The sequence below is a fragment of the Mesorhizobium sp. M7A.F.Ca.CA.003.01.2.1 genome (genome assembly GCF_003998945.1).
Taxonomy (GTDB): Bacteria; Pseudomonadota; Alphaproteobacteria; order Rhizobiales; family Rhizobiaceae; genus Mesorhizobium; species Mesorhizobium ciceri.
On record NZ_RZRA01000007.1, the window covers coordinates 1 to 24,875 of the forward strand.

Below are 24,875 nucleotides of genomic sequence, written 5' to 3' on the forward strand. Positions count from 1 at the left end.
CCCATGCATCGATCATCGTCTTTTCGCCAAGCTCTGCCTTGCCGCGATCCTGAATGCCCTTCTCCCCGATCGCCCAGACAGGCTCGTAGGCAAAGAGGATTTCCGCCTTCGGTTGATCGCCGCTCAGCTCCTGCAGCGCGCCGAGAACTTGTGCCGTCAGCACCGCCTCGGCGCGGCCTGATTCACGCTCGTCCAGCGTCTCGCCGACGCAGATCAGTGGCACGAAACCGTGCCTGACAGCAGCTGCCGTTTTCAGTCCGACAGTCGCATCCGTCTCGCCGAAATGCTCCCGGCGCTCGCTATGGCCGAGTTCGATTACATCCAGCCCGCAGTCTTTCAACATCACTGGCGAAATCTCTCCCGTCCACGCGCCGGCATCGGCCCAATGCATGTTCTGGGCACCTACCTTCACGCGGGTGTTGGCTAGTGCCGCCTTGACCTGGCGCGCGGCGGTGAACGGCGGAATGACGAAAGGCTGTATCGCCTGATCGAAACCAGGCACGAAGGCGGCCAACGCATCGGCGAACAGCAACGCCTCGGCAAGCGTCTTGTTCATCTTCCAGCTCGTGCCGACCCAATATGGGGCCATTGTTTTTCTCCTTCGATACTTTTGCGGCCGAAGCCGGCTTCCGGGCGACGTATTCGCTCAAGTCCGAGGCTTGAGACTGTCCCGGCCACTGTCGACGTAAGGCGCCCAGAAATCCACCGACTCGCGGATCATCTCGATAACCTGATGGTCGACTGGTTCCCTCTCCCTGAAGGAAAGTTCAAGGCAAATTTCATTGTCGGTTCCACCACCCTGCCGAACCGCGTCCAGCAACTTCTGCGGCACTATGCGGCCATCCTTGTTGTAGGCGGCCGTGAACGGCCAATGGCCGCCCTTGTTCATGGAAGACTGCTTGATGTGGATGATCGGAGATTGCAATGGAAACGCTTTCGCCCAGGCGTAGGGATCGGTGTCGGCAGGGTTGGGTGAGGTCACGTCGCCATGGTCGATATCGACCATCATCTTCATCGGTATGGGCAGCTTCGCTGCGTCGATGGCGCCTTGCAGCGTGACGCAGCTTTCGATCGTGTGGCCGAACTCGCGGCCGACCGACATCGGCTCCCAGAACAGGTATGTCAGCCCCGCCGCCCTGGCGTGTTCGGCAACCTCGCGCCAGCATTCGAGCGCGATATCGAGAAGTGCTGCCCGCCGTTGCGGATCGTCAAAGTCCTTGTAGGTGAAGATGGCGAACTGCGTGCCCATGCCTGGCGCGCCGAGTTCGGCGGAAATGTCGGCGAAGGTCTTGAACCAGTCGACATAGTAGCGCCGGACGTCGGCGTCCGGGTGGCCGAAATGGTTGAGCCGGCCATAAGGTCCGGTCATGCCGGAGGTGATCCTGACACCGGTCCGCGAAAGCGCGCTGTTGAACAGGCGCAGGAATTTGGCAATCGTGGCCGCCGGCCAGCCCGGATTGACGAATTCATGCGTCAACTGCACGTCGCGAATGCCGATGCCATAAGCAATCGCGTCGATCAAATCGTCTGGATCGGCGAAGCGATTGACCAGAGGATTGGTGTTGAGGGAAAGCGTGAAGGCCATCAGTCCGCCGTCGCCATGATGTTACCGAACCAATCTTCGAACGCTTTCCGCTCGGCCGCATTGATATGCAGGCCATGCTTTGTGCGGCGTTCCAGTATATCGGCTGATGTGCCAGCCCATTCGGTCTCGACCAGGAACTTTGCCTCCCGTTCATACAGATCGGGACCGAAGCGTCGGCCGAGATCAGCCTCGCTTTGCGCGCCGGCGAGCAATTGCCTGGCGCGGGTGCCGTAGCTTCGAGCGTAGTGCTTCACCAACGACGGGCTGAGCCATGAAAATTCGACATGCAGATCGCTCAGAAACTGCTCGAAGTCCGCATTGGGCAGGTCGCCCCCCGGCAAGGGAATTTTGGCCGTCCAGGCTTTCTTCATCGTCGGAAAGAATGGCTGGATCTTTTCCAGCGCGTGTTCCGACAGCTTGCGGAAGGTGGTGATCTTGCCGCCGAACACCGAAAGCAGCGGTGCGTTGCCGTTGGAGGCGTCGAGTTCGAAAATATAGTCGCGCGTCACCGCGCTTGGATTGTCGGCATTGTCGTCATAGAGCGGACGCACACCGGAGAAGCTGTAGACCACGTCCTGTGGCGTCAGCTGCCGCTTGAAATAGCGATTGACCACCTTGATCAGGTAGTCGACTTCGCTGGCCTCGGCGACCACTTCCTCGGGCCTGCCTTCGTAGGGAATGTCGGTCGTGCCGATCAGCGCCAGATCGTTCTCGTACGGGTTGACGAAGATCACCCGCTTGTCGTTGTTCTGGATGAGATAGGCCTGCCGCCCCTCCCAGAATTTGGGCACGACGATATGGCTGCCTTTTACAAGCCGGACATTGCGCGTCGAATTCTGCCCGGCGACGCGGCTGACAATGTCGTTGACCCAGGGACCTGCTGCGTTGATCAGAGCGCGCGCGCGGACTTTCGTGACGGCGCCCGTGCGACCATCCTGCATGTCGATCGACCACAGTCCGCCTTCACGGCGCGCCGCGACACAGGCGGTGCGCGTGAGCACTCTGGCGCCTCGCTGCCTTGCATCGAGCGCATTGAGCAGCACCAGGCGCGCATCGTCGACCCAGCAGTCGGAATATTCGAAACCGCGCTTGAATTCGTCCTTGATCGGCGCGCCTTCAGGCGAGGTCCTCAGGTTCAGCGTTCTTGTCCCAGGCAGCCGTTTGCGGCCGCCAAGGTGGTCGTAGAGAAACAGCCCGAGCCGGACCAGCCATGCCGGCCTATCCTGCGGGCTGTGCGGTAGAACGAAGCGCATCGGCCAGATGATATGCGGCGCCGCCTCGAGCAGCACCTCGCGTTCGATCAGCGCTTCGCGAACCAGCCTGAATTCATAATATTCGAGGTAGCGCAGGCCGCCATGCACCAGCTTGCCGGAACGCGAACTGGTGCCTTGCGCGAGATCGTCTTTTTCGCACAGGATGACGGACAGGCCACGACCTGCAGCATCACGCGCTATGCCGGCTCCATTGACGCCGCCGCCGATCACGAAGAGATCGACGACATCTGTTGTATTGCTCAAGATCTTGCTCCTGTGCGGTGCGCCATGCCCTTCCACACCGGCCGAAGCGCCTGGCGCGCCGCAACGAAGGAAGGGAAGAGCGCATCGTATGTTTGCGAAAGCGCCTCGTCATAGGCATCGCAGTCGCCGAGAAGCGGCGTCACCCATTCGGCGGCGCAGTCTTCCATGGAGCCGTAGACGCCGAGCCCGACCGCGGCCATCATCGCGGCACCCGCCGCGCCGGCTTCCTGGCGGCTGCTGGTGCGCACCTGCGCCCTTGTCGCCGCCGCGATGATGCGACGTAGAGACGGACTGCGCGCTGCGCCGCCCGACAGGCGGATCTCACTCGGCACGGCGCCCATCGCCTGGTAGCAATCGCGAGCGGCGAAGGCCAACCCCTCGAGCACGCCGCGTGCCAGATCGCCAAAGCCATGCTTGACCGAAAGGCCGATGAAGCCGGCGCGTGCGTCAGGGTCGACGAACGGCCCTCTTTCGCCGGCTAGCGATATGTAAGGCTGGTAGATCAGCGATCCCGGCTCCGATGCTTCCATCCAAGCGTCGAGCGCCTTCAGCAACTCGTCATGAGAAGGTTTGCCGCCAGCCGTGGCGAGCACGTCGCGCGCAAGGCCAAGCACCCAGTCTATGTTGAGCGTCGCCGCCATGTTGGATTGCAATTGTGCAAAGGCGCCCGGAATAGGCATGGCGATCGTGTAGCCGGAGCCATCTGCGTTCAGCACGACATCGTCGGGAGTGGCTGCGAAGCGCGTGTGTATGCCGGTCGAGCCGATGACCGTGCAGCCGACATTGCCCGAGGGATCATAGAGGCCGGCTCCGAGCGCCGTCATGACCATGTCGACGTAGCCCAGCACCACCGGCGTGCCTTCGAGCAGGCCGGTCTCCGCCGCCGCCGATCGCGATAGCGGATGATGGTCGGTGGTGCCTTCGAGCATGGGAGGCAACAGGCGGCGATGCGTCGTCAGATCCAGGATGTCGAGGGCTTCGTCGGAATAGGTGCGCGACCGAAAATCGCCGAAGGTGAAGGTTCCCTCGGAGGGATCGGTGGCGCGTTCGCCCGTCATCTTGAAGTAGAGCCAATCCTTGCAATGCAGTGCGGTGGCCGCCCGCTCCAGCATGTCGGGATGGTTCTTTTTCATGAAGGCAAGCTGGGCGCCTTGCTGGCAGGAATTCAGCCCCGTGCCGGTCAGTTCGAACCGCCTGCGATCCCGGGGATCGGCGCGCATCTCGTCCACCAAACGTCCGGCGCGGGCATCGAGCCACAGCCAGGCGCGCGAGACAGGCATGCCGTCGCTATCGATCAGCCAGGTTCCGTCGCCTTGCCCGGTGATGGCCACCGCCGCGATTCGTTGCGCGAGGTCGGGAATCTTGGCCGCGAGATCGCGAACGGTCCGCGCCATGTCGCGCCAGGTCTGGTCGAGGTCCTGCTCGGCGCCGCCGCCTTCCAGCGTGACGAAGCTATTGGGCACCGACGTCATGGCGAGCTGCCGCCCGGACAGATCGAAAGCGATCGATTTGATCACCGACGTTCCCGCGTCGATGCCGATCAGCAGGTCTTTCATGCCGCAAATTCCGATTGGTTGCGAAGGCAGTTCACGAGGGCAGTCATTTCGTAGAAGAGACAGGGGGTGTCCGCAAGGACACCCCCTGTGCAGGTATTACTCAGACAGCACGAAGGGTGCGGTGTACTTGTCGACATTGTCCTTGGTGATGAGAAGGCAATCGAACAGCTGCTTCTCGGTCGCCGCACCGGTGGCACCCGTCTTGATAAACGAGTCCGCCTGCTGCACGGCCTTGGCCGAGAAGATGGCGACCGGCTGCAGCACGGTGTACTGCAGTTCACCGGACTTGATCGCCGCAACCGCGTCCGGGGAGCCGTCGAAGCCACCGACCTTGATGCCGGCGAGCTTGCCAGCTTCCTTCAGCGCCGCAACCGCGCCGAGAGCCATTTCGTCATTGCCGCTGATCACGGCGATGATGTCGGGATTGGCTTGCAGCATGCTCTGCATCTTGTCGTGGCCCTGGGTACGATCCCAGTTGGCGACCTGCGAAGCAGCCTTTTCGAGATCCGGGTACTGGCTCAGCACAGTCGCGTAACCGTTCGAGCGCGTGGCGGCATTGTTGTCCGACGGGGCGCCGAGCAGTTCGACATATTTGCCCTTTTCACCGACGGCCTGCACCCACTGCTGGGCACCGAGAGCAGCGCCCTGCGCGTTGTTGGAAACGAGCTGCCCCTTGGCGAGGCCTTCCTGGTTGATCTCGGCATTGACAAGGAACACCGGGATGTTGGCTGCAATCGCCTTCTTCACCGCACCGACAGAGCCGTCGGCGTTGGCCGGATCGAGAATGATCGCCACCGACTTGTTGGTGATGGCGGTGTCGATCAAATTGCTTTCGGTATTGGTATCGCCCTTGTGGGCGCCGACATTGGCCGTATAGCCAAGCTTCTCGGCCTCGGCCTTGGCGACGTTGCCCTCGGTCAGCCAGTAGGGATTGGCCGGATCGTTGACGATGATCGAGATCAGGCCCGCGGCTGACGCGGCGGCCGTGAACCCAACGACCATCGCGGCCGCGAGCAGACTTTTCAGCATGGTTTTCATGTACATTCCTCCAATGATTACGCGGTGTTGCTGCCAGTTCACCTGGCAGTCTTCCCTTGGGCAGGATTGGCCGGTTCGGCCTTCCCCCGTTTCTGAGAAGTCGGTTGGCCACCTGTCGCGCTTGGGAGCTTGCTGCGGCGGCGATACTGAACGGCATTGAGGAGCACGGCGAGCACGATGACCGCGCCGGTGAACACTGTCTGCCAGTAGGATGAGATGCCGATGATCACCAGACCGTCGGACAGGAAGCCGATGACGAAGGCCCCGAGCAGGGTTCCGCGGATGTTGCCGCGGCCGCCGGTCAGTGCCGCGCCGCCGATGACGACGGCCGCAATGGCCGTCAGTTCGTAGGTGGTGCCGGCGGTCGGTCCCGCCGATGTAAGCTGCGAGGACAGGATCAGGCCGGCAATGGCGGCGCAGATGCCCGACAGCACATAGACGGAAATCTGCACTGTCTTGACCGGAACGCCGGAGAGTTCGGCCGCGCGTTCATTGCCGCCCGAGGCGTAGAGCCAGCGCCCGAAAGCGGTGCGGTTCAGGACGATGCTGCCAATGAGCGCGATGACCACGAGAACCACGACGCCCGTCGGCACGCCGAACAAGCGGTTGAAGCCAAGCGCATCGAAGCCGGTGTTTCCGAGCTCCGGCTTGCCGCCGAGATTGTTGTAGGTCAGGCCGCTGGTCATCAGCAGCGCCAGGCCGCGCGCCATGTACATGACGCCGAGGGTGGCGACGAAAGCTGGAACCTTGAAGCGCGCGATGAGCACGCCGTTGATCAGCCCGACGACGGCGCCCAGCATGCAGGCCAGCACCGCGACCACCCACACCGGCGGATAGAGAACGACGCCCAGCCAACTCAGCGTCACCCCTTGCATCAGGAAGCCGGCAACGACGCCGGCCAAGCCCAGCGTCGACCCCACCGACAGATCGATGCCGCCATTGAGGATGACAAGCAGCATGCCGATCGCGAGGATTCCGAAGATGGCGACATGCGAGGCCATGGTCAGGAAATTCGCCACCGAGAGGTAGTAGGGCGACAGGATCGAAAAGACGACGATGATGACGATCAGGGCAAAGAAAGCGCGGCCCTCGAGCAGCAGCTTGGCGAGATCGAAGCCTTCGCTCGCGCTTGGACTGGACTGTTTTCTGGCCTGGCTGACATCGGTCATGGTGTGGGCTCCGAAATTCCTGGTGATCAGGCGACCACGGCTTCGCCCGAGGCGGCCATGATCTGCTCTTTGGTGGCATTGGCGCCGAATTCGGCTGAAATCCTGCCGCGGCGCATGACGACGATGCGGTGGGCAATGCTGAGGCATTCGTTGACCTCAGAGGTCGAGAAGACGACGGCAAGGCCCTGCGCAGCGCGTTCGCTCAGCAAGCGGAAGACTTCGGCCTTGGCGCCGACATCGATGCCGCGGCTCGGCTCGTCGAGAAGGATAACCTTGGGATTGGTCGTCAGCATCTTGCCGATGACGACCTTCTGCTGATTGCCGCCCGACAGCGATCCGATCATGGCGTTGCCGCCAGCGGTCTTGACGGTCACCTTGCGGATCGAGTCTTCGACCAGCTCTCGCTCTCTGGAACGAGACAGAAACAGGCCCCTGGCGAACGCTTCGATGCTGGCGAGCGAAAGATTACGACCGACGGTCATCGTCTGCACCAGCCCGTCGCGCTGCCGGTCCTCGGGGACCAGCACAAGCCCTCTGGAGATACGCTGGGCAATGCTCAGCCCCGAGACGTCCTCGCCTTCCAGCAGCGCCCGCCCGCCCGCCATCGGCACTCGTCCGGCGACGGCCTCCAGCAATTCCGTGCGCCCGGCACCCATCAGCCCGTAGATGCAGACGATCTCGCCTGCTCGCACGTCCAGCGACAGGTGATCGACGACGGAATAACCTGAGCCCGAAGTGTCGACGACGCTGACATCCTCGATCGATAGGGCGACTTCGCCGAATTCATGGCCGGTCGGCGGCGAGCCGAGATCGAAATTCTCGCCGACCATGTTGCGCACGATCCATTCGAGATCGATATCCCGGGCTTCGGCCGTCGCGGTAATCGCGCCATCGCGCAGGACAACGGCATAGTCGGTGATCTGCAGCGCCTCTTCGAGGTGATGCGATATGTAGACGATGGAGACGCCGCGGCTGGTCAGATCGCGGATCACCTTGAACAGAACTTCCACCTCGGTTGCGCTGAGCGCGGAGGTCGGCTCGTCCATGATGAGGATGCGCGAATCGACCGACAGTGCCCGGGCGATCTCGACGATCTGCTGTTGGCCGAGGCGCAGATCCTCGACCAGGGTCATCGGATCGATGTCCTCCTCGAGATCAGCCATCAGAGCGCGCGCCTGGCGTTGCTCCTCGGCGAAGTCGAGGCCGGTCCTGGTGCGCAGTTCGCGGCCCATGAAGATGTTGTCGCGAACGCTGAGGTTGGGCGCCAGGCTGAGTTCCTGGTGGATGATCGAGATGCCGCGATCGCGCGCGTCCGAGGACGAAGAAAAGCTGACGAGATTGCCGTCGAGCACGATGTCGCCGGATGTCGGCGTGACCACGCCGGAGAGGATCTTCATCAGCGTCGACTTGCCGGCGCCATTCTCTCCGAACAGCGTGGTGACCTTGCCGCGATGGATGTCGAAATTGACGCCCTTGAGCGCATGGACGCCGCCATACGACATGACGATGTTGCGCGCCGAAAGCACGGCGTCGCCAGTCGCGGGTCCGGTGTCGGCAGTCGGTTTCATTTGACGTCCAGCCTCACGGGGGTGACGAGCCAGCTCTTCGGGTTGACCAGCTTGAATGCGCCGACCACCGATATGGTCTTGCCGGTCAAGGTGCTCGTATCGACCTTGGCCAGGACTTCCTTCTTCATCTCATTGTTCAGCGCCGAACCGGCGTCCTGGTACTCAATCTGGTTGGTGAACTGGCCGAATGTGATCTTGCCCGTGGCGTCACGCAGTTCCGTCCCGTTGATTGCCGGTCCCGTCTGCACGCGGATCATCAACGTATCTGGCACGCCGTCGACGGCGACCTTGTAGATGCCAGATTTTCCTTCGCCGACGACGCCGGTGAACTTGACTGAAATGACCGGTCCGACGCCCGCAGGCACACCGTATTCCTTTTCCGCCGTTGCCCTGTCCTTGGCAATCGCCGTCGCCACCGTCACCGCGTCGGCGGCGCGTGCCTCGACATCGGCCTGCACCTTGGGAAATTCCGACTTGCCGTAGTCAGCGGCGGAAAACACGGCGCTGCGAACGTCGCCTGCCGACCCTATCCTGACCACGTTGGTATCGAGCGCCATGGCGCCGAGCAGGACGACAACCGCGGCGCTGGCAAGTGCCCGACGCAGGGCGGGCGAGGCAGGCCTGGTCGATGCAGTGGCGGCTTTCGCGCTCATGACGCAACCGCCAGCAAGGCTGATCCGCGCTTGTCACGCATTTGGCGATCCTCCGTTCATATGGCGCTTCGCGCCATTGGGTTTGTTCTGTTCGACAAGGGCACGAGCGGTGGATTCGTCGGTGATCAGGCCGCTCAGATAGCGGCTTTCGAGCACCGCTTTGATAGCGCGTATTTTCACTTTGCCGCCGGCGACGGCGACGATCCGGCGGCCCTTCAACTGGTCCCGCGGGAGTGCCAGGATTCTTTCCGACAGCGCCGTTTCCACTGGGCGTCCCTGGTCGTCGAAGAAGTGGGCGAGCAGCTCGCCGACGCCGCCATCGCGTTTGACCTCATCGATTTCGGAATGTTCGATCATGCCGGTGGCGACCAGCGAAGCTTCCCGCTCGGCGGTCCCTATGCCGACGAACATCAGGTCGGACCGGCTTGCGAGGTCGAAGACATCGCTGATGCCGCGCTGCCCAAGCAGCACCTCACGGTCCTCCGCGGTGTTGGCGACAAAAGGCACCGGCATCACATAGGCCTGCGCGCCGGTCCGCTCGGCCAGCCGATGCATGACGTCGTGCGGGTTGGCCGCGAACTTGCGCGTCACACCGCCAAGCAGCGAGACGAAACGGATATGGGCGGCGGCGGTGCGCGTCAGATACTCGACGCTTGCGGCAAGGGTACGGCCGTGGCCGACGCCGATCAGCATGTCCTCGCCGCGATCGATCTCCCGCTTCAGAAACTGAGCGCCGGCGATGCCAAGCGCCTTCAGCGGCAGCTCGTCCTGATCGAGATCCGGAACGACCTCGCAGTAATCGAGCCCGTAAGCATTGATCAGCTGCTGCTCGAGGTCGATGCATTCGCCGACGTCGCCGTCGATGATCACCCTGACCAGGCCATCCTGGGTGGCCCGCGTGATGAGCCGATGCGCCTTGAGGCTGGTCAGGCCGAGCCGCTTGGCCACCTGGGCCTGCGTCAGACCCCCGGCATAGTGAAGCCAGGCCGCGCGGGTGGCGAGGCTGGACTCATGATCGCGGTTAGCGGTTCCGCCGGATTTCAAGCCATCTCCTCCCTGAGATGATATTATTATCTTTGTGTGCAAAAATTTTCACATCCCTGCATCGCTGTCAATCCCCCGCCGGGTTGGGCGCATGCACATGCGGGCAATTCACAGGTCTCGCCCTTCCCGAAACGCCGGTCTGCCGGCATTCGGCGGGCAACATCGACCTATTAGGAGGTGAGCATGTTACTCGATCATACAGTTGTGTTAATTTAACGTCAATCTATGTTACCTCACGCCTAAGCCAGCAGAATTGCATGGCCATCGGCTATCCAGATTTTCTTCTAACTAGCTGTTTTTCAGGGATAATATCTAATATCGGCAAAATCCCAATCCGCCTGTGAGTTGGGCGATTTGCGGATGCGGCGCATCCATGGGCAAACCAACCGGATTGCCTTGTGAAGAGCATCGGTGACGGACTGATCAACCCAGCCGCATCAGGTTCCGGTCCTCGAGTTCCACAATTGCGGCCTCGACTTCCCTTGCAAGGCGCCCGGCGCTCCAGCCCAGCGCCTGTCCGGCAATCGCCGCAATCGCCTGCAGGTCGCGGCCTGTCAGGGAGCCTGATATCGCCAAGGTGCTGCGGCGCATGACGATGTCGGCCAGATGTTCGACGAACTCGTTGCGGACGATGTAGTCGATTTCCGATTTGCTGTAGCTTTCTGAATCCGGCAGCCGACCCTCATCGCCCGACCCATGCGTGGCGATCTGCGTGGCTCTGGTGCCGTATCGCGACAGCAGCGCATCGAGACGCCGTTCCTCAGCGCCCGTCTTCGAGCGAGCCAGAGCCAGCCAACTTGCTCGCGCTGCGGCATTGGTCGGGAAATCCCTGCCGCCGCCGATCGGCATGGCTTGCGTCGTCACCTTGCGGCTGTGCTGCAGGCGGCCGAGCACGGTGTCGGCGACTTCCTCGGCAAAGCCGCGAAAGGTCGTCCACTTGCCGCCGACCAGCGAGATGACCGCGAAAGGTCTGTTCCGATCCGGCTCGGCGACCGGCGCGGAGTGGTCACGGCTGATCAGCCCGGGCAGCGATGCATCGGAGGCCGGCAGCGGCCTGATGCCGCTATAGGCGTAGACGATCTGGTCGCGCTCGAACGCCATTCCCGGCAGCAGAGTCCGCACGCTGTCGAGCAGGTACTCGACTTCGTCGGGCTCGCAGCGCACCGCGTCGGGATTGTCGGCCTTGATGTCGGTGGAGCCGACCAGCGCCAGGCCGAGATAATCGTAGATGAGGCAGATGCGGCCGTCATCGGCTTCGAAATAGAGCATGCGCCCGGCCAGGCTTTTGACCAGTTCGTCATGCTTGAGCAGGACGTGCGAGCCCTTGGTGCCGCCGATCATCTTCGACGGCGCGCCAAGCAATTCGTTGACATCGTCGATCCACGGACCGGCGGCGTTGACCACCAGCTTCGGCCGCACCGAAAAGGCCGCGCCGTTTTCCGGCTGGAAGGTCAGTACCCCATCGGCGGACTTGACCAGCGCCGTATAGTTCGCGCTGGCCGAGGCCGCGTTTGCCTGCCGCCCATCGAGGATCAGTTCAAGCACGAGCCTTTCGGGGTGGCTTATCTTGGCGTCGTAGTAGGTGCCGGTGGCGACGATCGAAGGATTGAGCGCCGGCATCCCGCTGAGCGCCTGGCGCCGCCCGACCATGCGGTGGCGCGGCATGACCTGGTTTCGCGAGCCGTAGAAATCATAGATCATCAGGCCGATCTTGATCAGGATGGCGCCGCGGCTGCGCGGTGCGCTGGTCGAGCCGAACAGCGTCCGCAAGGCCGCCAACATGCCCTTGCTCCAGGAAAAGATCGGGATGACGGTCGGCAGCGGGCTGACATAGTGCGGCGCGTTCTTCAAAAGCAGATTGCGTTCAAGTGTCGACTGTGCGACCAGCCCGAACTCGCCGGTTTCGAGATATTTCAGGCCACCGTGAATGAGCCGCGACGGCGCGGCACTGGTGCCCGAGCCGAAATCCGCCTTGTCGACGATCAGACAGCTGACGCCTTGCGCGCACAGGTCGCGAAACAGCCCTGCCCCGTTAATGCCGGCGCCAAGAATGACGACGTCGACCTCGCCGGTTCCGGCCATGGCGGCCAAACGCCCGGCGGGATTTTCCGTAAATGTTGCTTCGCTTGAGCTCATGACGCTCTCGTCTTGACGATGCGCAGCTTCACGCCGGCCCGTTCGAGAGCTTGCGCCCGCGCATCGCCCAGGCCTTCGGTCGCCAGCACGACATCGAAGCTGGTCAGATCGTCGAAGACATGCAGCGCGATCCTGTCGAACTTGGCATGGTCGATCAGAAGGATACGCTTGGCCGATGCGGCCATCATCGCCTGCTTGACCCGCACGACATTGGGATCCTGGATGAAGGCCGTGGTTCCGGTGATGGCCGAAGCCGAACAGATCAGCACATTGGCGCGCAGCTGCGCCACGGCGTTCTCGCAGACGATACCGATATAGGCGTTGTAGGTGCCGTGGTACTGGCCGCCGAGACAGATGAAGTCGAGTTCGTCGACATTGATCAGCAGTGATGCCGTCGCTACGGAGTTGGTGATGACGGTCAGCGGCTTGACGTCGAGCAGCAGTGCCGCGACGGCGTTTGCCGTCGAGGAATCGTCCAGCATCACCACCTGGCCGGCTTCGACATAATCGAGTGCTGCCCGCGCCAGCGCATCCTTCTCGGCCCGGTTGACCGTCACACGGTAGCGGAAGGCGCTTTCGTAGAGGCCGGAAGGCTGAACCGTCACCGCACCGTGCAGCTTGCGCAGCACGCCCTGCTGCGCCAGCCGGTCGATATGCCGGTGGACGGTCATGCGCGACACGCCGAAATGCTCGACCAGATCGTCGATGCGCACCTGGCCGAGCTTGATCACATAGTCGGCGATCTCTTCGCGTCGTTCGTCGGCCTTGATCATGCGGTTCCCCCAGTGTCTGGCCGGCCCAGCTTCTCGATGTCGGGCCAATGCGGTTCGAGCGCACCGGCTATGCGGCCATAGAGGGAAAAGCGCTCGTTGAACACAGCACTCGAGGCTTGGTCAGGCTCGTATTGGCGCGCCGTCATCCCGACCTGCCTGGCGCCCTGTTGCGGCGTCGCGAAGATGCCAACCGCCGCCCCCGCGCAAAGGGCAGCGCCAAAGGCCGCGGCCTCGTCGGTCGAGGTGACGATGACCGGGGCGTTCAGCACGTCGGCAAACATCTGAACGAAGGCCGGATTGCGCGAACCGCCGCCGGTCAGGCGGATCTCGCTGATGGCAAAGCCGTCGCGCAAGGCTTCGACATGGGTGCGGTGATTGAAGGCAATGCCCTCCAGAACCGCCTTCAGCATATCGCCGCGATTGTGCCAGCCGTGCAGGCCGACAAAGCCGCCGCTGGCAACATCGCCATAAGGAGAGCCGAACAGATAGGGATGAAACAGGATGGTCGAGGGCTTCTTCAGCGCCGCGTCGATCTCTGCTGCCAGAAGCTCGTGGATCGAGTCGCCATCGATCGATGCCTTTTCCTGCTCCGAGCGGCAGAACGTGTCGAGAAACCAGTCGTAGTTCGCGGTCGAGGCCGGCGAGATCGCCATGTTGTTCCAGCGGCCTGCGTCGATGGCGTTGCGACAGAGCCAACGCGGGTCGACGCGTGGTTGCGAAGAGACGACTTCGTTGATGGAATAGGTTCCGGCGACGATGGCGAGCACGCCCTCCTCATGGCCGCCCATGCCAAGTGCGGAGGCAGTCACGTCATGCAGTCCGCACGCGACCGGTGTTCCCTTGGCAAGGCCGGTCATTTCGGCTGCCTCGGCGGTGACATGGCCGACGATCGCGGCGGAGTGCGCCATCGGCGGCAGCGCGTCGAAAACATCGTCCAATCCGAAGATTCGCAACGCTTCCGGCGCGAAGGCTTGCGTGCGGAAATCCGTGAATGAGGTGCTGGCCTCGGTACGGTCGGTGCCGATCTTGCCGGTCAGGCAAAAGCGCAGCCAGTCCTTGCAGGCCAGTATATGCCCGATACGCCCATAGCGGGCCGGTTCGTGCTCCCTGATCCAGGCGAGCAGCGCCGACGGCGCCGAGACGTGGGGCGCCTGGCCTGTTCGCGCTAGCGCCTCTTCGAAGACCCGGTCCGCCGACCATCGCTCGACAATCTTGCCGGCGCGGCTATCGAGCGACAGGATTCCAGGCCCCAGCGGCCGACGATCCTTGTCGAGCAAATAGAGACCGTCGCCATGCGCGGTTGCCGCCACCGCCCTGATGTCGTCCGCCGGGCGGCCACATAGCGCGATCGCCTCCTTGATTGCGTCGGCGGTCGCTTGCCAGAGGCCGGCCATGTCGCGCTCCACCCAGCGCGCATGGGGCATCGATTGCGGAACCCGCCGACGCGCCACCGACAACTGCGTGCCATCGGCATCGAAGATCACCGCCTTGGTGACCGTGAGACCGTTATCGATTCCGAGCAAACTGGGCATGGGCGCCGCCGTTTTCAGCAACTGGTGAAGGGCGCTGCAAGGCAATCCTGCAGGTTGGGATAAGGATGACGGACATGACGACAATCAACGAGCAACGGTGATACCAAAGCGCCGCATCCGATGCGGTAAACAGACCATAGTAGCCTGTTAAATTAACGTCAACATGTGATATATTTTGTAGAAATGTCTAACGTAAGCTGAGACATGCATCCGATGCGGGACGAAGCTCCGACCAGTGCCCAACTGGCTGGATGGCCCTCAACCCTGCACGGCGGGCCAGGGGGACGGTGCGACTGACGCTCGAACGCGTTTGACTGGCTTAGCGAATTCCGTGCGCAGCGGCCGGACAGCCGGCACCGTTCAAAGAAAACGCGACGACTCAAGAAGTTCAGCCACGCCGTCCAGTTCCTTGTGCAGGCGATGCCAGCGACGGTCGAGGTAGACCAGCGAATGCGCCTCAGGGGGGATCTCGTCCGGCTGCACCTCGCCGTCAAGGAGTTCGGCCGCCACCAGTGTCGCGCCCTCGATCGGCAGGACGCCGAGCCGGCGGGCGCGGAACCAGGTCGAGACGCCGGTATAGCGCGGTTCGCCCGTGGGCAGCCGAGCCCAGGCGCCTCCCGGCGGGAAGCGTTCCGCGCCGCTCGACGCGCAGAGCTGCGCCAGGTCGATATCGGTGTAGCGCAGCAGGTGGATCACCATGGTCTGCGCCCGCAGCAAGGGTTCGGACGAGGTCGATTTCATCGACAGCGAGAAGGCGACGACCGGTGGCGCAGCACTTACAGAGATCAGCGAGGACACGGTCATCGCCACCGGTCTGTCGCCGGGATCGGCCGTGATCACGGCAACACCGGCCGGATGGTGGCGAAAGGCTTCGCGGAAGGCGTTGGTCATCGGATGCGGGAAGCTCATCGACGTCTCTCTTCTGCAGCATGAAATGGGGCCGGATGGGTCCGCCGTCCGGCCCTTGCGACTACTTCTTCTCGATCAGATCGTAGAACTGCCAGGTGCGATCGCTCCACACCCCGCCGATGTCGCGGCCGGCCGAGGTGACGATCGATGGCGCGATCGTGAAATGGTTGGCCGCCACCATCATCTCGCGGAAGGTGCGCTGGATCACACCGGCGCGCAGCGACGCACCGCCGCCCGCGCGGTAGGCGAAGTTGCAGATGTCGACGCCAACCTCGTGAATCTCGGATTTGGCCAGATGGACAAGGCTGATCTGACGCGTCGACATGCTGTTGCCGGCTTCGACCGTCATCTCGATGTCGCGCCAGACTTCGAAGATGAAGGCGCGGGCAGCGCGATAGCGGGCTTCGGCGCGGCCATAGTCGTGCCAGAATTTCTCGCTCTCGCCGATCAACCCGGCGCGGCCTGACTTGCTGCGGGCGAACTTGGCGATCTCGTCCAGCATCCGCCGCCCGGTGCCGAGTGCCCAGCCGGTATGACCGATGGCGGCGAGGCCGACGACACCGAGACTGAAGAACTCCTTCTGGCGCAGCGGCGGTGCGGTCAGGATCGGGAAGACGAGATCGTCGGCGATGAAGACGTCCTCGGCCGCATAGTCGATGCTGCCGGTGCCTCCGAGGCCCAGAACGTCCCAATTGCCGAGCTGCTTGTGCTGGGAGATCGGCGCATGGGCGCACATGATGATCACATTGCCCCTATCGTCCTTGGCGGGCTTGCCGGTGCCGTCGTCGACGAAGGCGGCACTGTGGCTATAGGTGGCGTGGCTGAAGCCGCTGCCATAGCTCCACTTGCCGTTCAGCCGGTAGCCACCGTCGACCTTCTTCAGCATGCCGAGCGGCGCCCCCTGTCCCGAGAAACGGTTGTCGGAGCCCGGCGCGAACAGCCGCTCGACCGCGCTGTCCGGCAGAAAGGCAGCCGACATCGCGCCGATGCAGCAATGCACCATGGAAACCCAGCCGGCCGCCCCGGAATGCCAGGTGATCGCCGCCAGCAGTTCGAGACCCTCGGTGGGTCGCAACTGCGCACCGCCGAGGCTCTCCGCGGCAAAGATATGCGACATGCGCAGCGGCTTCAGCAGCTCGAACGTGGCCGCAGTCAGTTCGCCATTCTCCTCATCGGCGGTGGCGTTGGCTTCCAGGGCCGGTCCGATCTCCGCGATCTTCCTGAGCAAGTCGCGATAGTCGGTGGTCGTCCCCCACGAGCTGTGCTTGATGGGTTTGTTCATCGTGTTCTCCTCCTCCTTTTCAAATGCGATCAGCCGGCGAAGAAATCGCCGATCTTCCTGAGCGTTTCGGGTTTCTCCTGCATGACGAAATGGCCGGCGTCCTCGACGAGGATCAGGCGTGCGTCGGGCAGCGCCTCGACGAAGAGCGGAGCCTGTCCCGCCGGCAGCATACGGTCCCTGGTGCCCCAGACGACCAGTGTCGGATTGGCGATGCGCGCCAGAAAGCGCCGCAGGTTCGGATGACCCATGCCGAACGGCGCCAGCAGCCGGCCGAGCGTCTCGCCTTCGCGGGCGCGATCGGCGCCGAAGGCCTCGGCAAAGGCGGCGTCGGAACCATCCGGGAAGTAGCGCAGCGCCACCGAGACGTCTTGCGCCAGATAGGCCGGCAACTCCTGCGGCGCGACCGCGCCGAGATCAGTGGCCGGATATGCGGGGTCGTTGAGCCCTGCCGGCGCGATCAGCACCACCTTGTCGAAACGCTCGCGCGCAAGGCCAGCGAGTTCGGTCGCCATCCAGCCGCCCATGGAAAAGCCGATGAGATGAGGCTTCTCCGGCAGACGGAGAACATCGAGCAGATTCAGATAGTGTAAAACCATGTCGGACATCGTAGCGACATGCGGCGCCGGGCCAGAAAAGCCGAAGCCCGGATGGCTCGGGCAGAGCACGCGGAAACGGTCCGCGAGGCCCTCGGCAAAGTCGAAGCCTTCAAGCGTCGAGGCGCCGTGCAGGAACAGCACGGGCTTGCCTCTACCGATGGCCATCACCACCGTTTTCGTGCCATCGATATCGTATTCGAGCGTTTCGAATTGAACGGCCATTTTTCACTCTCCTCAAACAAGGTCCGGCTGGATCAGCACTTTGCATTGCGTGGTGCGGCGGCGAAGGCTCTCGAATATCTGCGGAACCGGCGAGAGGTCGATCCGGTCGGTGACCAGAGTTTGCGGTGCGAAAGGTCCGCCTCGAAGCGCATCGAGGGCGACGCCGAATTCGTTGCGCTGATGGAAGAAGACCGAAAACAGCAGGTTCACTTCCTTCGTCAGCGCAACGAACGGGTCCCACTGGTCTCCACCAATGCAGAGGCCGACCCCGACCACCGTGCCCTGCAGCCGGACCGCCTCGACCGCCGCGCCGATGAGGCCACGCTTGCCAACGCATTCGAAGACGATGTCGGGCGCTCCGCCGCAGAGATCGGTGAGGTTCTCGCTCAGCTTTTCGCCGGAAAGCGCGAAGCCGGTCGCGCCGAGAGCAAGCGCACGCTCGCGCTGATGGCCGTGGATGTCGGCCACCACGACACGCGATGCCCCCATGCGCCGCGCCCAGAAGGCGACGAGCAGTCCGATCGGCCCGGCACCCAGTATGGCGACCCGATCCCCCGGCTTCATGCCCGAACGGACGATGCAATGCAGGGCGACCGACAGTGGCTCGGCCAACGCACCATCCTCGAGTGCTACATCGTCGGACAGGATGTGACATTGGCGTGCGGCCACGGTCGCGTATTGCGCATAGCCGCCGCCGATCAGCTCCATCTCGTGACAGCGCGCCGGATCGCCGCGCTCGCAGGCCTCGCAGTGTCCGCAACCGCGCATCGGCACGACAGCGACCCGGTCACCGATCCGAAGGCCCTTTGCCTCCGATCCGACCGCGACGATGTCACCGGAGAATTCATGGCCGAGCACAAAGCCTGCCTCGATGCCGAAAGGCACCGGATCCTCGGTGATGTGCAGATCGCTGCCGCAGATGCCGCAAGCGGCGACACGCAAGACGACCTCGTCCGGGGCTGGCGTCGGGTCCGGCACCGTGCCGATCCGCAGTGGGACGCCGACCTTATCGAAGATGGCGGCTTTCATGAAATCCTCCTCGTCAGCGGTTCGGGGTCGACGAGCTTGCGTCGGATCGGGAACCATGGTGCATCCCACCGCTTCGAGATCAGGCCCCAGATGCCCGTCCGGGCGTAGAGCGCCACCAGAAGCGTCATCAGGCCGAGGACGACGAAATAGGTTGCGCCATATTCGCCGAACCAGCGGTCCGCGATGAAGAAGATCAGCGATCCGATCAGAACGCCCTCGATGGACCCGATCCCGCCGACCATGACGATGAAGATCGCGACGTTCGCCCACATCGGATCAAAGGCCGAACCCGGGGTGATGCGCAGCTGCGCCATGAAATAGATCGCGCCCGCGAGGCCGCAGCCGACCGCTGACGCGACATAGATCAGGAAGCGTAGCTTCACGACATTCACGCCCTGGCTGGCAGCCGCAACCGGATTGTCGCGTATGGCGATCAGCGCAAGGCCGAAGCGCGAGCGAAGCAGCCAATAGCTGCCGCCCAGCGTGACGAGCAGCATCCCCGCGCAGAGCAGCGACATAGCGACATTCCGCTCGAAGGCCGAATAGTCCTTCATCACGCGAAGCGACATGCCCGCGCCGGAATTGACGAGCGGCAGGTTCGAGGCGGTCAGCCGGAAGACCTCGGCCACCACCCATGTGCCGATCGAAAAATAGGGGCCATCCAGGCGATGCAGCAGCAGGTAGATCGGCACGGCCAGCGCGGCCGGCACCAGGAGCGACAGGAAGACCGCCACAAACGGATTGATGCCGTAGGTCTGCGCCAGCACGAAAAGCGCATAGCCGGCGGCGCCCATGAAGGCGTGCTGGCCTACGGAGACGAGGCCGGCATAGCCGGCGAGCAGGTTCCACATCTGCGCGACGGCGATATAGCAGCACAGCACCAGAACCGACCGGATCGTGCCGGTCGAAGCCCACCACGGCATGACAGCGACAGCGATCATGGCCAGCACCGCCAGCGTCATCGCGATGCGACCGGACCGGGTCTGGCGCTGGACCACGACCTCGGGCACCTCGGTTGTTGCCACATAGGGAATCGCACTCATGACAATGCCTTTCCGAACAGGCCCTGTGGGCGGGTCGCCAGCACGACCAGGAAGACGATATGTCCGGCAAGCACGCCGAAGCCCGGATCGATGCGGAAGCCGATGGCCTGCGAGATGCCGAGCACCATCGAGCCGACGAAGGCGCCCCATACCGTCCCCATGCCGCCGATGATCACCGCTTCGAACGCGTAGATCAGCTGGGCAGGTCCGTCGGCCGGAGCAACAGTCGACCGCAGCGCCTGGAAGACGGCTGCAAAACCGAGAATGCCGACCGCCGCCGCTGTCGCCATCGCATAGACGGCGCGCGGGTTGATGCCGGTCATCGCCGCCGCCTCGACATCGGCCGACGCGGCGCGGAGCGCGCGACCGAAGCGCGTGCGCTTCAGCGTCAGGTCGAGGCCTCCTGTCAGGCCCGTGGCAACGGCCAGCACGATCAGCGGCAGGAGACCGACATAGATGCCGCCGATCTCGATGGACTGGCTCTCGATCCCATGGCCGGGCAGCGATCGGCTGTTCGCGGACCATATCTGGAGCATCAGGTTCTGCAGCGCGATCGACAGTCCGAAGGTCGCGATCAGCGAGGGCAGCGGATCGCTGCCCACCACGCGGTTCAGCACGGCCTTCTGCAGCACCCAGCCCATCAGCACCGCGAGCGGCACCAGCACGATCAGCACCGGCAGCGGTCCCAGACCCCAAGCCGTGGCGATCGAGATGCCGATCAGCGACAAAAGGATCACCAGATCGCCATGGCTGATGTTGACGATCCGCATGACGCCGAACATCAGCGCCATGCCGAGTGCATACTGGGCATACATGCCGCCCAGCAGGACCCCCTGCACCAAGGCGTCAAACCACTCCATGGCCCGCTCCAAAATAGGCTTTGCCGATCTGCTCGCGCGTGATTTCGGCGGACCTGCCGGTCAGGGTCACGCGGCCCTCCAGCATGCAGTAGAGGCGGTCCGTGGCGGTCCGGGCGAGGCCGACATCCTGCTCGACCACGATCATCGCCGTGCCGGTGGCGCGGATTTCGGGCAAGGCGGCATAGATTTCGCGGATCACCTTGGGCGCGAGACCAAGGCTGATCTCATCGCAGAGCAGCACGCGCGGCTGGCAGAGCAGCGCGCGGCCGATCGCCACCATCTGCTGCTGCCCGCCCGAGAGGCTTTGCACCTGGGTGCGAGCCTTCTCCTTGAGGATCGGGAACAGCTGGTGCAGACGCGGCAGCGTCCATCCGCCCTTGGCGCCCATGCGCGCGGCCTGGTCGATGGCGACGCGCAGATTGTCCTCGACCGACATGCCGGTGAAGAGGCGGCGGCCCTCCGGCACGATGGCGACGCCCTTCTGCACCATGCGGTCGGTGGCGGTGCCGCCGACCGGCTCACCGTGCAGCAGCACCATCTCGCGCCCGACCGGAAGCAGGCCCATGATCGAACGCAGGAGGGTGGATTTTCCGGCCCCGTTGGCGCCGATCAAGGCCACGGCCTCACCCTGGTGCAGCTCGATGTCGACGCCGTAGAGCGCCTGGAAGTCGCCATAGCGGGCCAACAGCCCGTGGGTGGAAAGAACGGCCGTCATCCCTCGATCCCCATGTAGACGCGCTGGACCTCAGGCAGCGCGATCACGTCGGCGGGCACGCCTTCCGCGATCTTCTCGCCGAAATTCAGAACCAAGAGCCGGTCGGCTACCGCCAGCAATGCGTGCAGCACATGCTCGATCCACACGATGGTGATGCCGCGGTCGCGGATGCGGCGCACCAGCGCCACCAGCGCCTTCGATTCATCGTCGGTCAGCCCGCCCGCGATCTCGTCCAGCAGCAGCAGCTTCGGATCCGACGCCAGCGCGCGCGCCAGCTCCAGCCGCTTGCGGTCGAGCAGAGTGAGAGCGCCGGCCGAGACATTGGCCTTGTCGGAGAGTTCGCACTCGCGCAGGACCTGGGCGCAGAAAGCATAGCTCTGCTTCTCGGACCGGCCGCCGCCGAAAGCGGCGGCGACCAGCAGGTTTTCGAAGGTGGTCATGCCGGAATAGGGACGCGGGATCTGATAGGTCCGCCCGATCCCCATCTGGCAGCGCCGGAAGGGCGGCTCGCCGCGGAGTGCGGTGTCGCCGAGCTGGATCTCGCCGCCGGACGTCTTCAAGTCGCCGCTGATCATGTTGAACAGCGTCGTTTTGCCCGCCCCATTCGGGCCGAGGATGCCCAGCACCTCGCCCCGATGCACGTCGAAAGTCACGTCATGCAGGACGCGGACAGCGCCGAAGGACTTCGACACCCCGTGCGCTTTCAGCAGGATTTCCCTACCCATGACTCTGCCCGCGTCCCCGCTCATGTCACCAGGCGATCGGCTGAATAGCCTGTTGCGGCGCGAAGAGCTGATTGACCGTGTTGTCGACGATCTTCAGGTCATAAGGCCATTTCTCGCCCTTCACCCACTGGCCGCCGAAGATCGGCGTCTTGCAGATGTTCTTGTGGGGCGAGCCGTCGAACTTGATATGACCGACCAGCGTCTGCAGATCGGTAGCGACCAGGGCGTCTCGGTTGGCTGTGCGATCGAGCGGATTGGAAGAGCGCTTCAGGATGTCGAGCGCGACCTCGAGCAAGGCATGCGAATAGCCCAGCGGCTGCGTCCACTGCCGCTTCGAATCGACTTCCCATTGGCTGGCGATGTCGCTGCTGACCTGCCCGGTCAGCGACGACTTGAACGGGAACGCCGGTGTCCACCAGACCTCCGAGGACATGCCGTTGCCTAGAGGACCCATGGCCTCGACACCCCCCGGGAACAGGAGTGCCGCCGCCACCGTGACCGCCTTCGGCTTGAAGCCCTGCTGGTTGCACTGGGTGACGAAGGTCTTCAGATCGTCCGGATAGGTAATGCCGCCGATGATCTCGCAGCCCTGCTTCTTGAACTCGGCGATCTGTGCGGAAAAATCATTGGTGCGGGGCTGGAAATAGCCGGGCACCACGACCTCGTAGCCGGCCTTGCGGGTCGGCGCTGGCAAGCCATATTCGTCGTTGCCCCAGGTCTCGCCGTCGATGTTCTGCGGAAACAGCATGCCGACCTTCTTGTTGGTCTCCAGATGGCTCCAGAGTCCGACGAAGGTGTTCAGCGCCTCGTCGAGGCCCCAGAAGAAATGATAGGTCCAGCCGAAGGTCTGCTTGCCGCCGCCGCGCGGCATGATCACCGCTTGCCAGGGAGCACCGGAGGAAATGCAGGGGGTCTCATAAAGCTCGGCCTGCTCGGCCGCGGGCAGGATCGTGTCGGTGGTCGAGGCCGGTACGAGCAGATGCACCTCGTCGTTCAGGATGAGGTTGCCGGCGATTTCCGATGCCTTGTTCGGATTGGACTGGCTGTCGCGATCGAGGATCTCGATCTCGTAAGTATTGCCGTCGGCACATTGCAGCTGGCCGCCGAGCAGGGCGCGGATTTTCTGCAAGGTGTAGCCATCCGTTTCACCAAACAGGGCGAGCGGCCCGGTCGTGGGGCTGAGATAGCCGAGCTTGATCTTCCCCGCCGTCGCGGCGCGCAGATAGGTCGGCATGCCCAGCGTGCTGGCGGCAACGCCGGCTCCAATCCCCTTCAGGACGCTTCGGCGGCTGGGCCGCAAGCCCGATTTCACCAGTTTGTTGTAGTAGGTCATTGTCGGTTCCTCCCTGGGTTAAGTTTCTCCGGCCCACGGGACCGGTCTCAGTTCAAAGCTTGTTCAGGTCATCCTCAGCAGCGAGCCGCCATCGATGACGATCAGCGAGCCCGTCACGTAGGACGCGGCCGGCGACGCCAGATAGAGCGCCAGGCCCTTGATCTCTTCAGGGTCACCGATCCGGCCGATGAGCGACTGGGCCTCGAAGGCCTTGCGGTCCGCCGGATTGCGCAGCCGGCCGCCGGCGATGTTGGTGATGAACGGCCCGGGCAGGATTGCGTTGATGCGGATGTTGTAGGCGCCGAGCTCCATCGCCATGTGGCGAACGAGATGGTTCACCGCGGCCTTGGCGGGCATGTAGGGTGTACCCACGATGCTCTCGTTGATCAGCGAGGCGATGGACGACGTGACGATGATCTGGCCGCCGCCATTCGGCTTCATGTGCCGCACGGCATGCTTGATCGTGGTGTAGACCGAGGTCAGGTTTATCTCGATCACCTTGTCCCAGTGCTCGTCGGGCAGGTTCTCGATGGCGCCCTCGGGGTTCCTTTCGCCCGTCGGGGTGTTGAAGCCCGGCCCGGCGTCGATCCCGGCATTGGCGAACACGACGTCGATCGAGCCGGCCTTCTCGGCCACCTTGTCGAAGGCGGCCGCCATGGCCGCACGGTCGCCGACATCGACGACCTGGCCCCAGACATCGCCACCCGCCGCCCTGATCGCCGCCACGGTCTTCTCCAGCCCGGCAGGGTTCAGGTCGAAGATGCAGACCTTCGCCCCGTGCTCGGCCATGATCTCGGAATAGGCCTGCCCGATGCCGCTGGCGCCGCCGGTGACGATCACCGACTTGCCTCTGACATCGAACATCTTCTCAAGTGCGGCCATCAGTTTCCTCCCTTGCGCGACAGCACGAAATCGAACTCCACGTCGTAGAACGGCGCCGCGACCTCGACCCTGGCCGCGGCTTCGGCGTCCTCGACCTTGCGGAATTCGGCGAGCAGGCTTTTCTTCACGCCGAAGACGGCATCTGAATCGATGTACGGATCGTCCGGATCGAAGATGTGCGTGGTCAGCGCGTCGAAGCCCTCGGCCTCGACGATGTAGTGGAGATGCGCCGGACGATTGGGGTGGCGGCCTAGCGCGCCCAGCAGCCTGCCGACCGGACCGTCATCCGGGATCGGGTAGTATTTGGGCTTCACGCCGCGGAACCAGTAACGTCCGTCCGCACCGGTGCGGAACACCCCGCGCAGATTGAAGTCGGGCTGGATGCCCTTCTGCTGCACGTCGTAGAAACCCTCGTCATTGGCCTGCCAGACGTCGATCTTGGCGCCTGCGATCGGGTTACCCTCGGTATTGAGGATGCGGCCATGCACGAACATCGGCTCGCCCTTCTGGTCGAGGCAGATGTTCGATCCCATTGGCAATTCGGGCGCGTCGGCGACGTGGAAAGGCCCCAGCACCGTGGATTCCGAGGCACCCGACGGCTTGCGGTTGTTGATCGCATCGACCAGCATCGAGACGCCGAGAACATCCGACAGCAGGATGTACTCCTGCCGCCATTCGTTGCAGATCTGGCCCGTCTGCGTCAGGAAC

23 protein-coding genes are annotated in these 24,875 nt (G+C 63.5%); all 23 read right to left on the bottom strand.

The genetic code is table 11. From position 1 onward, the window contains the following. Positions 1-589, bottom strand: a 589-nt coding sequence (locus EN969_RS00935) for a triose-phosphate isomerase (protein ID WP_127418967.1), incomplete at its 3' end; no start/stop codon positions are given. 57 nt (positions 590-646) lie between these two features. Further along, positions 647-1,585, bottom strand: a complete 939-nt coding sequence (locus EN969_RS00940; RefSeq protein WP_013533069.1) for a TIM barrel protein — start codon at positions 1,583-1,585, stop codon at positions 647-649. Then, positions 1,585-3,102, bottom strand: coding sequence for a glycerol-3-phosphate dehydrogenase (locus tag EN969_RS00945; protein ID WP_063167516.1), 1,518 nt, complete (start codon positions 3,100-3,102; stop codon positions 1,585-1,587). Before EN969_RS00945 ends, EN969_RS00940 begins: the two co-directional genes overlap by 1 nt. Beyond that, entirely contained in the window at positions 3,099-4,658 is a 1,560-nt protein-coding gene (locus EN969_RS00950; protein ID WP_063167515.1) for an FGGY-family carbohydrate kinase, read from the bottom strand. Before EN969_RS00950 ends, EN969_RS00945 begins: the two co-directional genes overlap by 4 nt. 96 nt (positions 4,659-4,754) lie before the next feature. Beyond that, positions 4,755-5,702 (bottom strand): D-ribose ABC transporter substrate-binding protein, encoded by a 948-nt coding sequence (locus EN969_RS00955; RefSeq protein ID WP_023756738.1) that lies wholly within the window; start codon positions 5,700-5,702, stop codon positions 4,755-4,757. 32 nt (positions 5,703-5,734) lie between these two features. Beyond that, a complete protein-coding gene (locus EN969_RS00960) occupies positions 5,735-6,865 on the bottom strand; it encodes an ABC transporter permease (RefSeq protein WP_013533073.1) in 1,131 nt (376 codons plus the stop codon). A 26-nt stretch (positions 6,866-6,891) separates the two neighbouring features. Beyond that, the gene (locus EN969_RS00965) at positions 6,892-8,433 is read right to left on the bottom strand and encodes a sugar ABC transporter ATP-binding protein (protein ID WP_063167514.1); all 1,542 of its coding nucleotides are present in this window, start codon (positions 8,431-8,433) and stop codon (positions 6,892-6,894) included. Beyond that, the gene (locus EN969_RS00970; protein ID WP_063167513.1) at positions 8,430-9,086 is read right to left on the bottom strand and encodes a DUF2291 domain-containing protein; all 657 of its coding nucleotides are present in this window, start codon (positions 9,084-9,086) and stop codon (positions 8,430-8,432) included. Before EN969_RS00970 ends, EN969_RS00965 begins: the two co-directional genes overlap by 4 nt. 33 nt (positions 9,087-9,119) lie before the next feature. Then, positions 9,120-10,130, bottom strand: coding sequence for a sugar-binding transcriptional regulator (locus EN969_RS00975; protein ID WP_027163951.1), 1,011 nt, complete (start codon positions 10,128-10,130; stop codon positions 9,120-9,122). A gap of 423 nt (positions 10,131-10,553) precedes the next feature. Then, positions 10,554-12,212 carry a glycerol-3-phosphate dehydrogenase/oxidase gene (locus tag EN969_RS00980; RefSeq protein ID WP_164747145.1) on the bottom strand — a complete coding sequence of 553 codons (1,659 nt, stop codon included), beginning with the start codon at positions 12,210-12,212 and terminating at the stop codon, positions 10,554-10,556. Between the two features lie 50 nt (positions 12,213-12,262). Further along, positions 12,263-13,039, bottom strand: a complete 777-nt coding sequence (locus EN969_RS00985) for a DeoR/GlpR family DNA-binding transcription regulator (protein WP_063167511.1) — start codon at positions 13,037-13,039, stop codon at positions 12,263-12,265. Continuing rightward, positions 13,036-14,571, bottom strand: a complete 1,536-nt coding sequence (locus tag EN969_RS00990; RefSeq protein ID WP_063167510.1) for an FGGY-family carbohydrate kinase — start codon at positions 14,569-14,571, stop codon at positions 13,036-13,038. The genes EN969_RS00985 and EN969_RS00990 overlap by 4 nt, the downstream gene beginning before the upstream one ends. Positions 14,572-14,931: 360 nt before the next feature. Then, positions 14,932-15,480, bottom strand: coding sequence for a flavin reductase family protein (locus EN969_RS00995; RefSeq protein ID WP_013533080.1), 549 nt, complete (start codon positions 15,478-15,480; stop codon positions 14,932-14,934). A gap of 61 nt (positions 15,481-15,541) precedes the next feature. Then, on the bottom strand, positions 15,542-16,762 hold the full coding sequence (locus EN969_RS01000) for an acyl-CoA dehydrogenase (RefSeq protein ID WP_063167509.1): 1,221 nt from the start codon (positions 16,760-16,762) through the stop codon (positions 15,542-15,544). A gap of 29 nt (positions 16,763-16,791) precedes the next feature. Then, positions 16,792-17,580, bottom strand: coding sequence for an alpha/beta hydrolase (locus EN969_RS01005; RefSeq protein WP_063167508.1), 789 nt, complete (start codon positions 17,578-17,580; stop codon positions 16,792-16,794). A 12-nt stretch (positions 17,581-17,592) separates the two neighbouring features. After that, complete coding sequence (locus tag EN969_RS01010; RefSeq protein ID WP_063167507.1) at positions 17,593-18,609, bottom strand: alcohol dehydrogenase catalytic domain-containing protein; 1,017 nt, start codon at positions 18,607-18,609, stop codon at positions 17,593-17,595. Continuing rightward, a complete protein-coding gene (locus EN969_RS01015) occupies positions 18,606-19,652 on the bottom strand; it encodes a branched-chain amino acid ABC transporter permease (RefSeq protein ID WP_063167506.1) in 1,047 nt (348 codons plus the stop codon). Before EN969_RS01015 ends, EN969_RS01010 begins: the two co-directional genes overlap by 4 nt. Then, positions 19,649-20,512, bottom strand: coding sequence for a branched-chain amino acid ABC transporter permease (locus EN969_RS01020; protein ID WP_013533085.1), 864 nt, complete (start codon positions 20,510-20,512; stop codon positions 19,649-19,651). The genes EN969_RS01015 and EN969_RS01020 overlap by 4 nt, the downstream gene beginning before the upstream one ends. Next, complete coding sequence (locus tag EN969_RS01025; protein WP_013533086.1) at positions 20,499-21,227, bottom strand: ABC transporter ATP-binding protein; 729 nt, start codon at positions 21,225-21,227, stop codon at positions 20,499-20,501. The genes EN969_RS01020 and EN969_RS01025 overlap by 14 nt, the downstream gene beginning before the upstream one ends. Beyond that, a complete protein-coding gene (locus EN969_RS01030) occupies positions 21,224-21,952 on the bottom strand; it encodes an ABC transporter ATP-binding protein (RefSeq protein WP_063167505.1) in 729 nt (242 codons plus the stop codon). The genes EN969_RS01025 and EN969_RS01030 overlap by 4 nt, the downstream gene beginning before the upstream one ends. A 25-nt stretch (positions 21,953-21,977) precedes the next feature. Then, on the bottom strand, positions 21,978-23,285 hold the full coding sequence (locus EN969_RS01035) for an ABC transporter substrate-binding protein (protein WP_063167504.1): 1,308 nt from the start codon (positions 23,283-23,285) through the stop codon (positions 21,978-21,980). Between the two features lie 63 nt (positions 23,286-23,348). Continuing rightward, positions 23,349-24,167: an SDR family NAD(P)-dependent oxidoreductase gene (locus EN969_RS01040; RefSeq protein ID WP_013533089.1), complete on the bottom strand. Its 819-nt coding sequence runs from the start codon at positions 24,165-24,167 to the stop codon at positions 23,349-23,351. Further along, on the bottom strand, positions 24,167-24,875 hold a 709-nt coding region (locus EN969_RS01045), incomplete at its 5' end, for a dioxygenase (protein ID WP_127418968.1). The genes EN969_RS01045 and EN969_RS01040, both read right to left, overlap by 1 nt.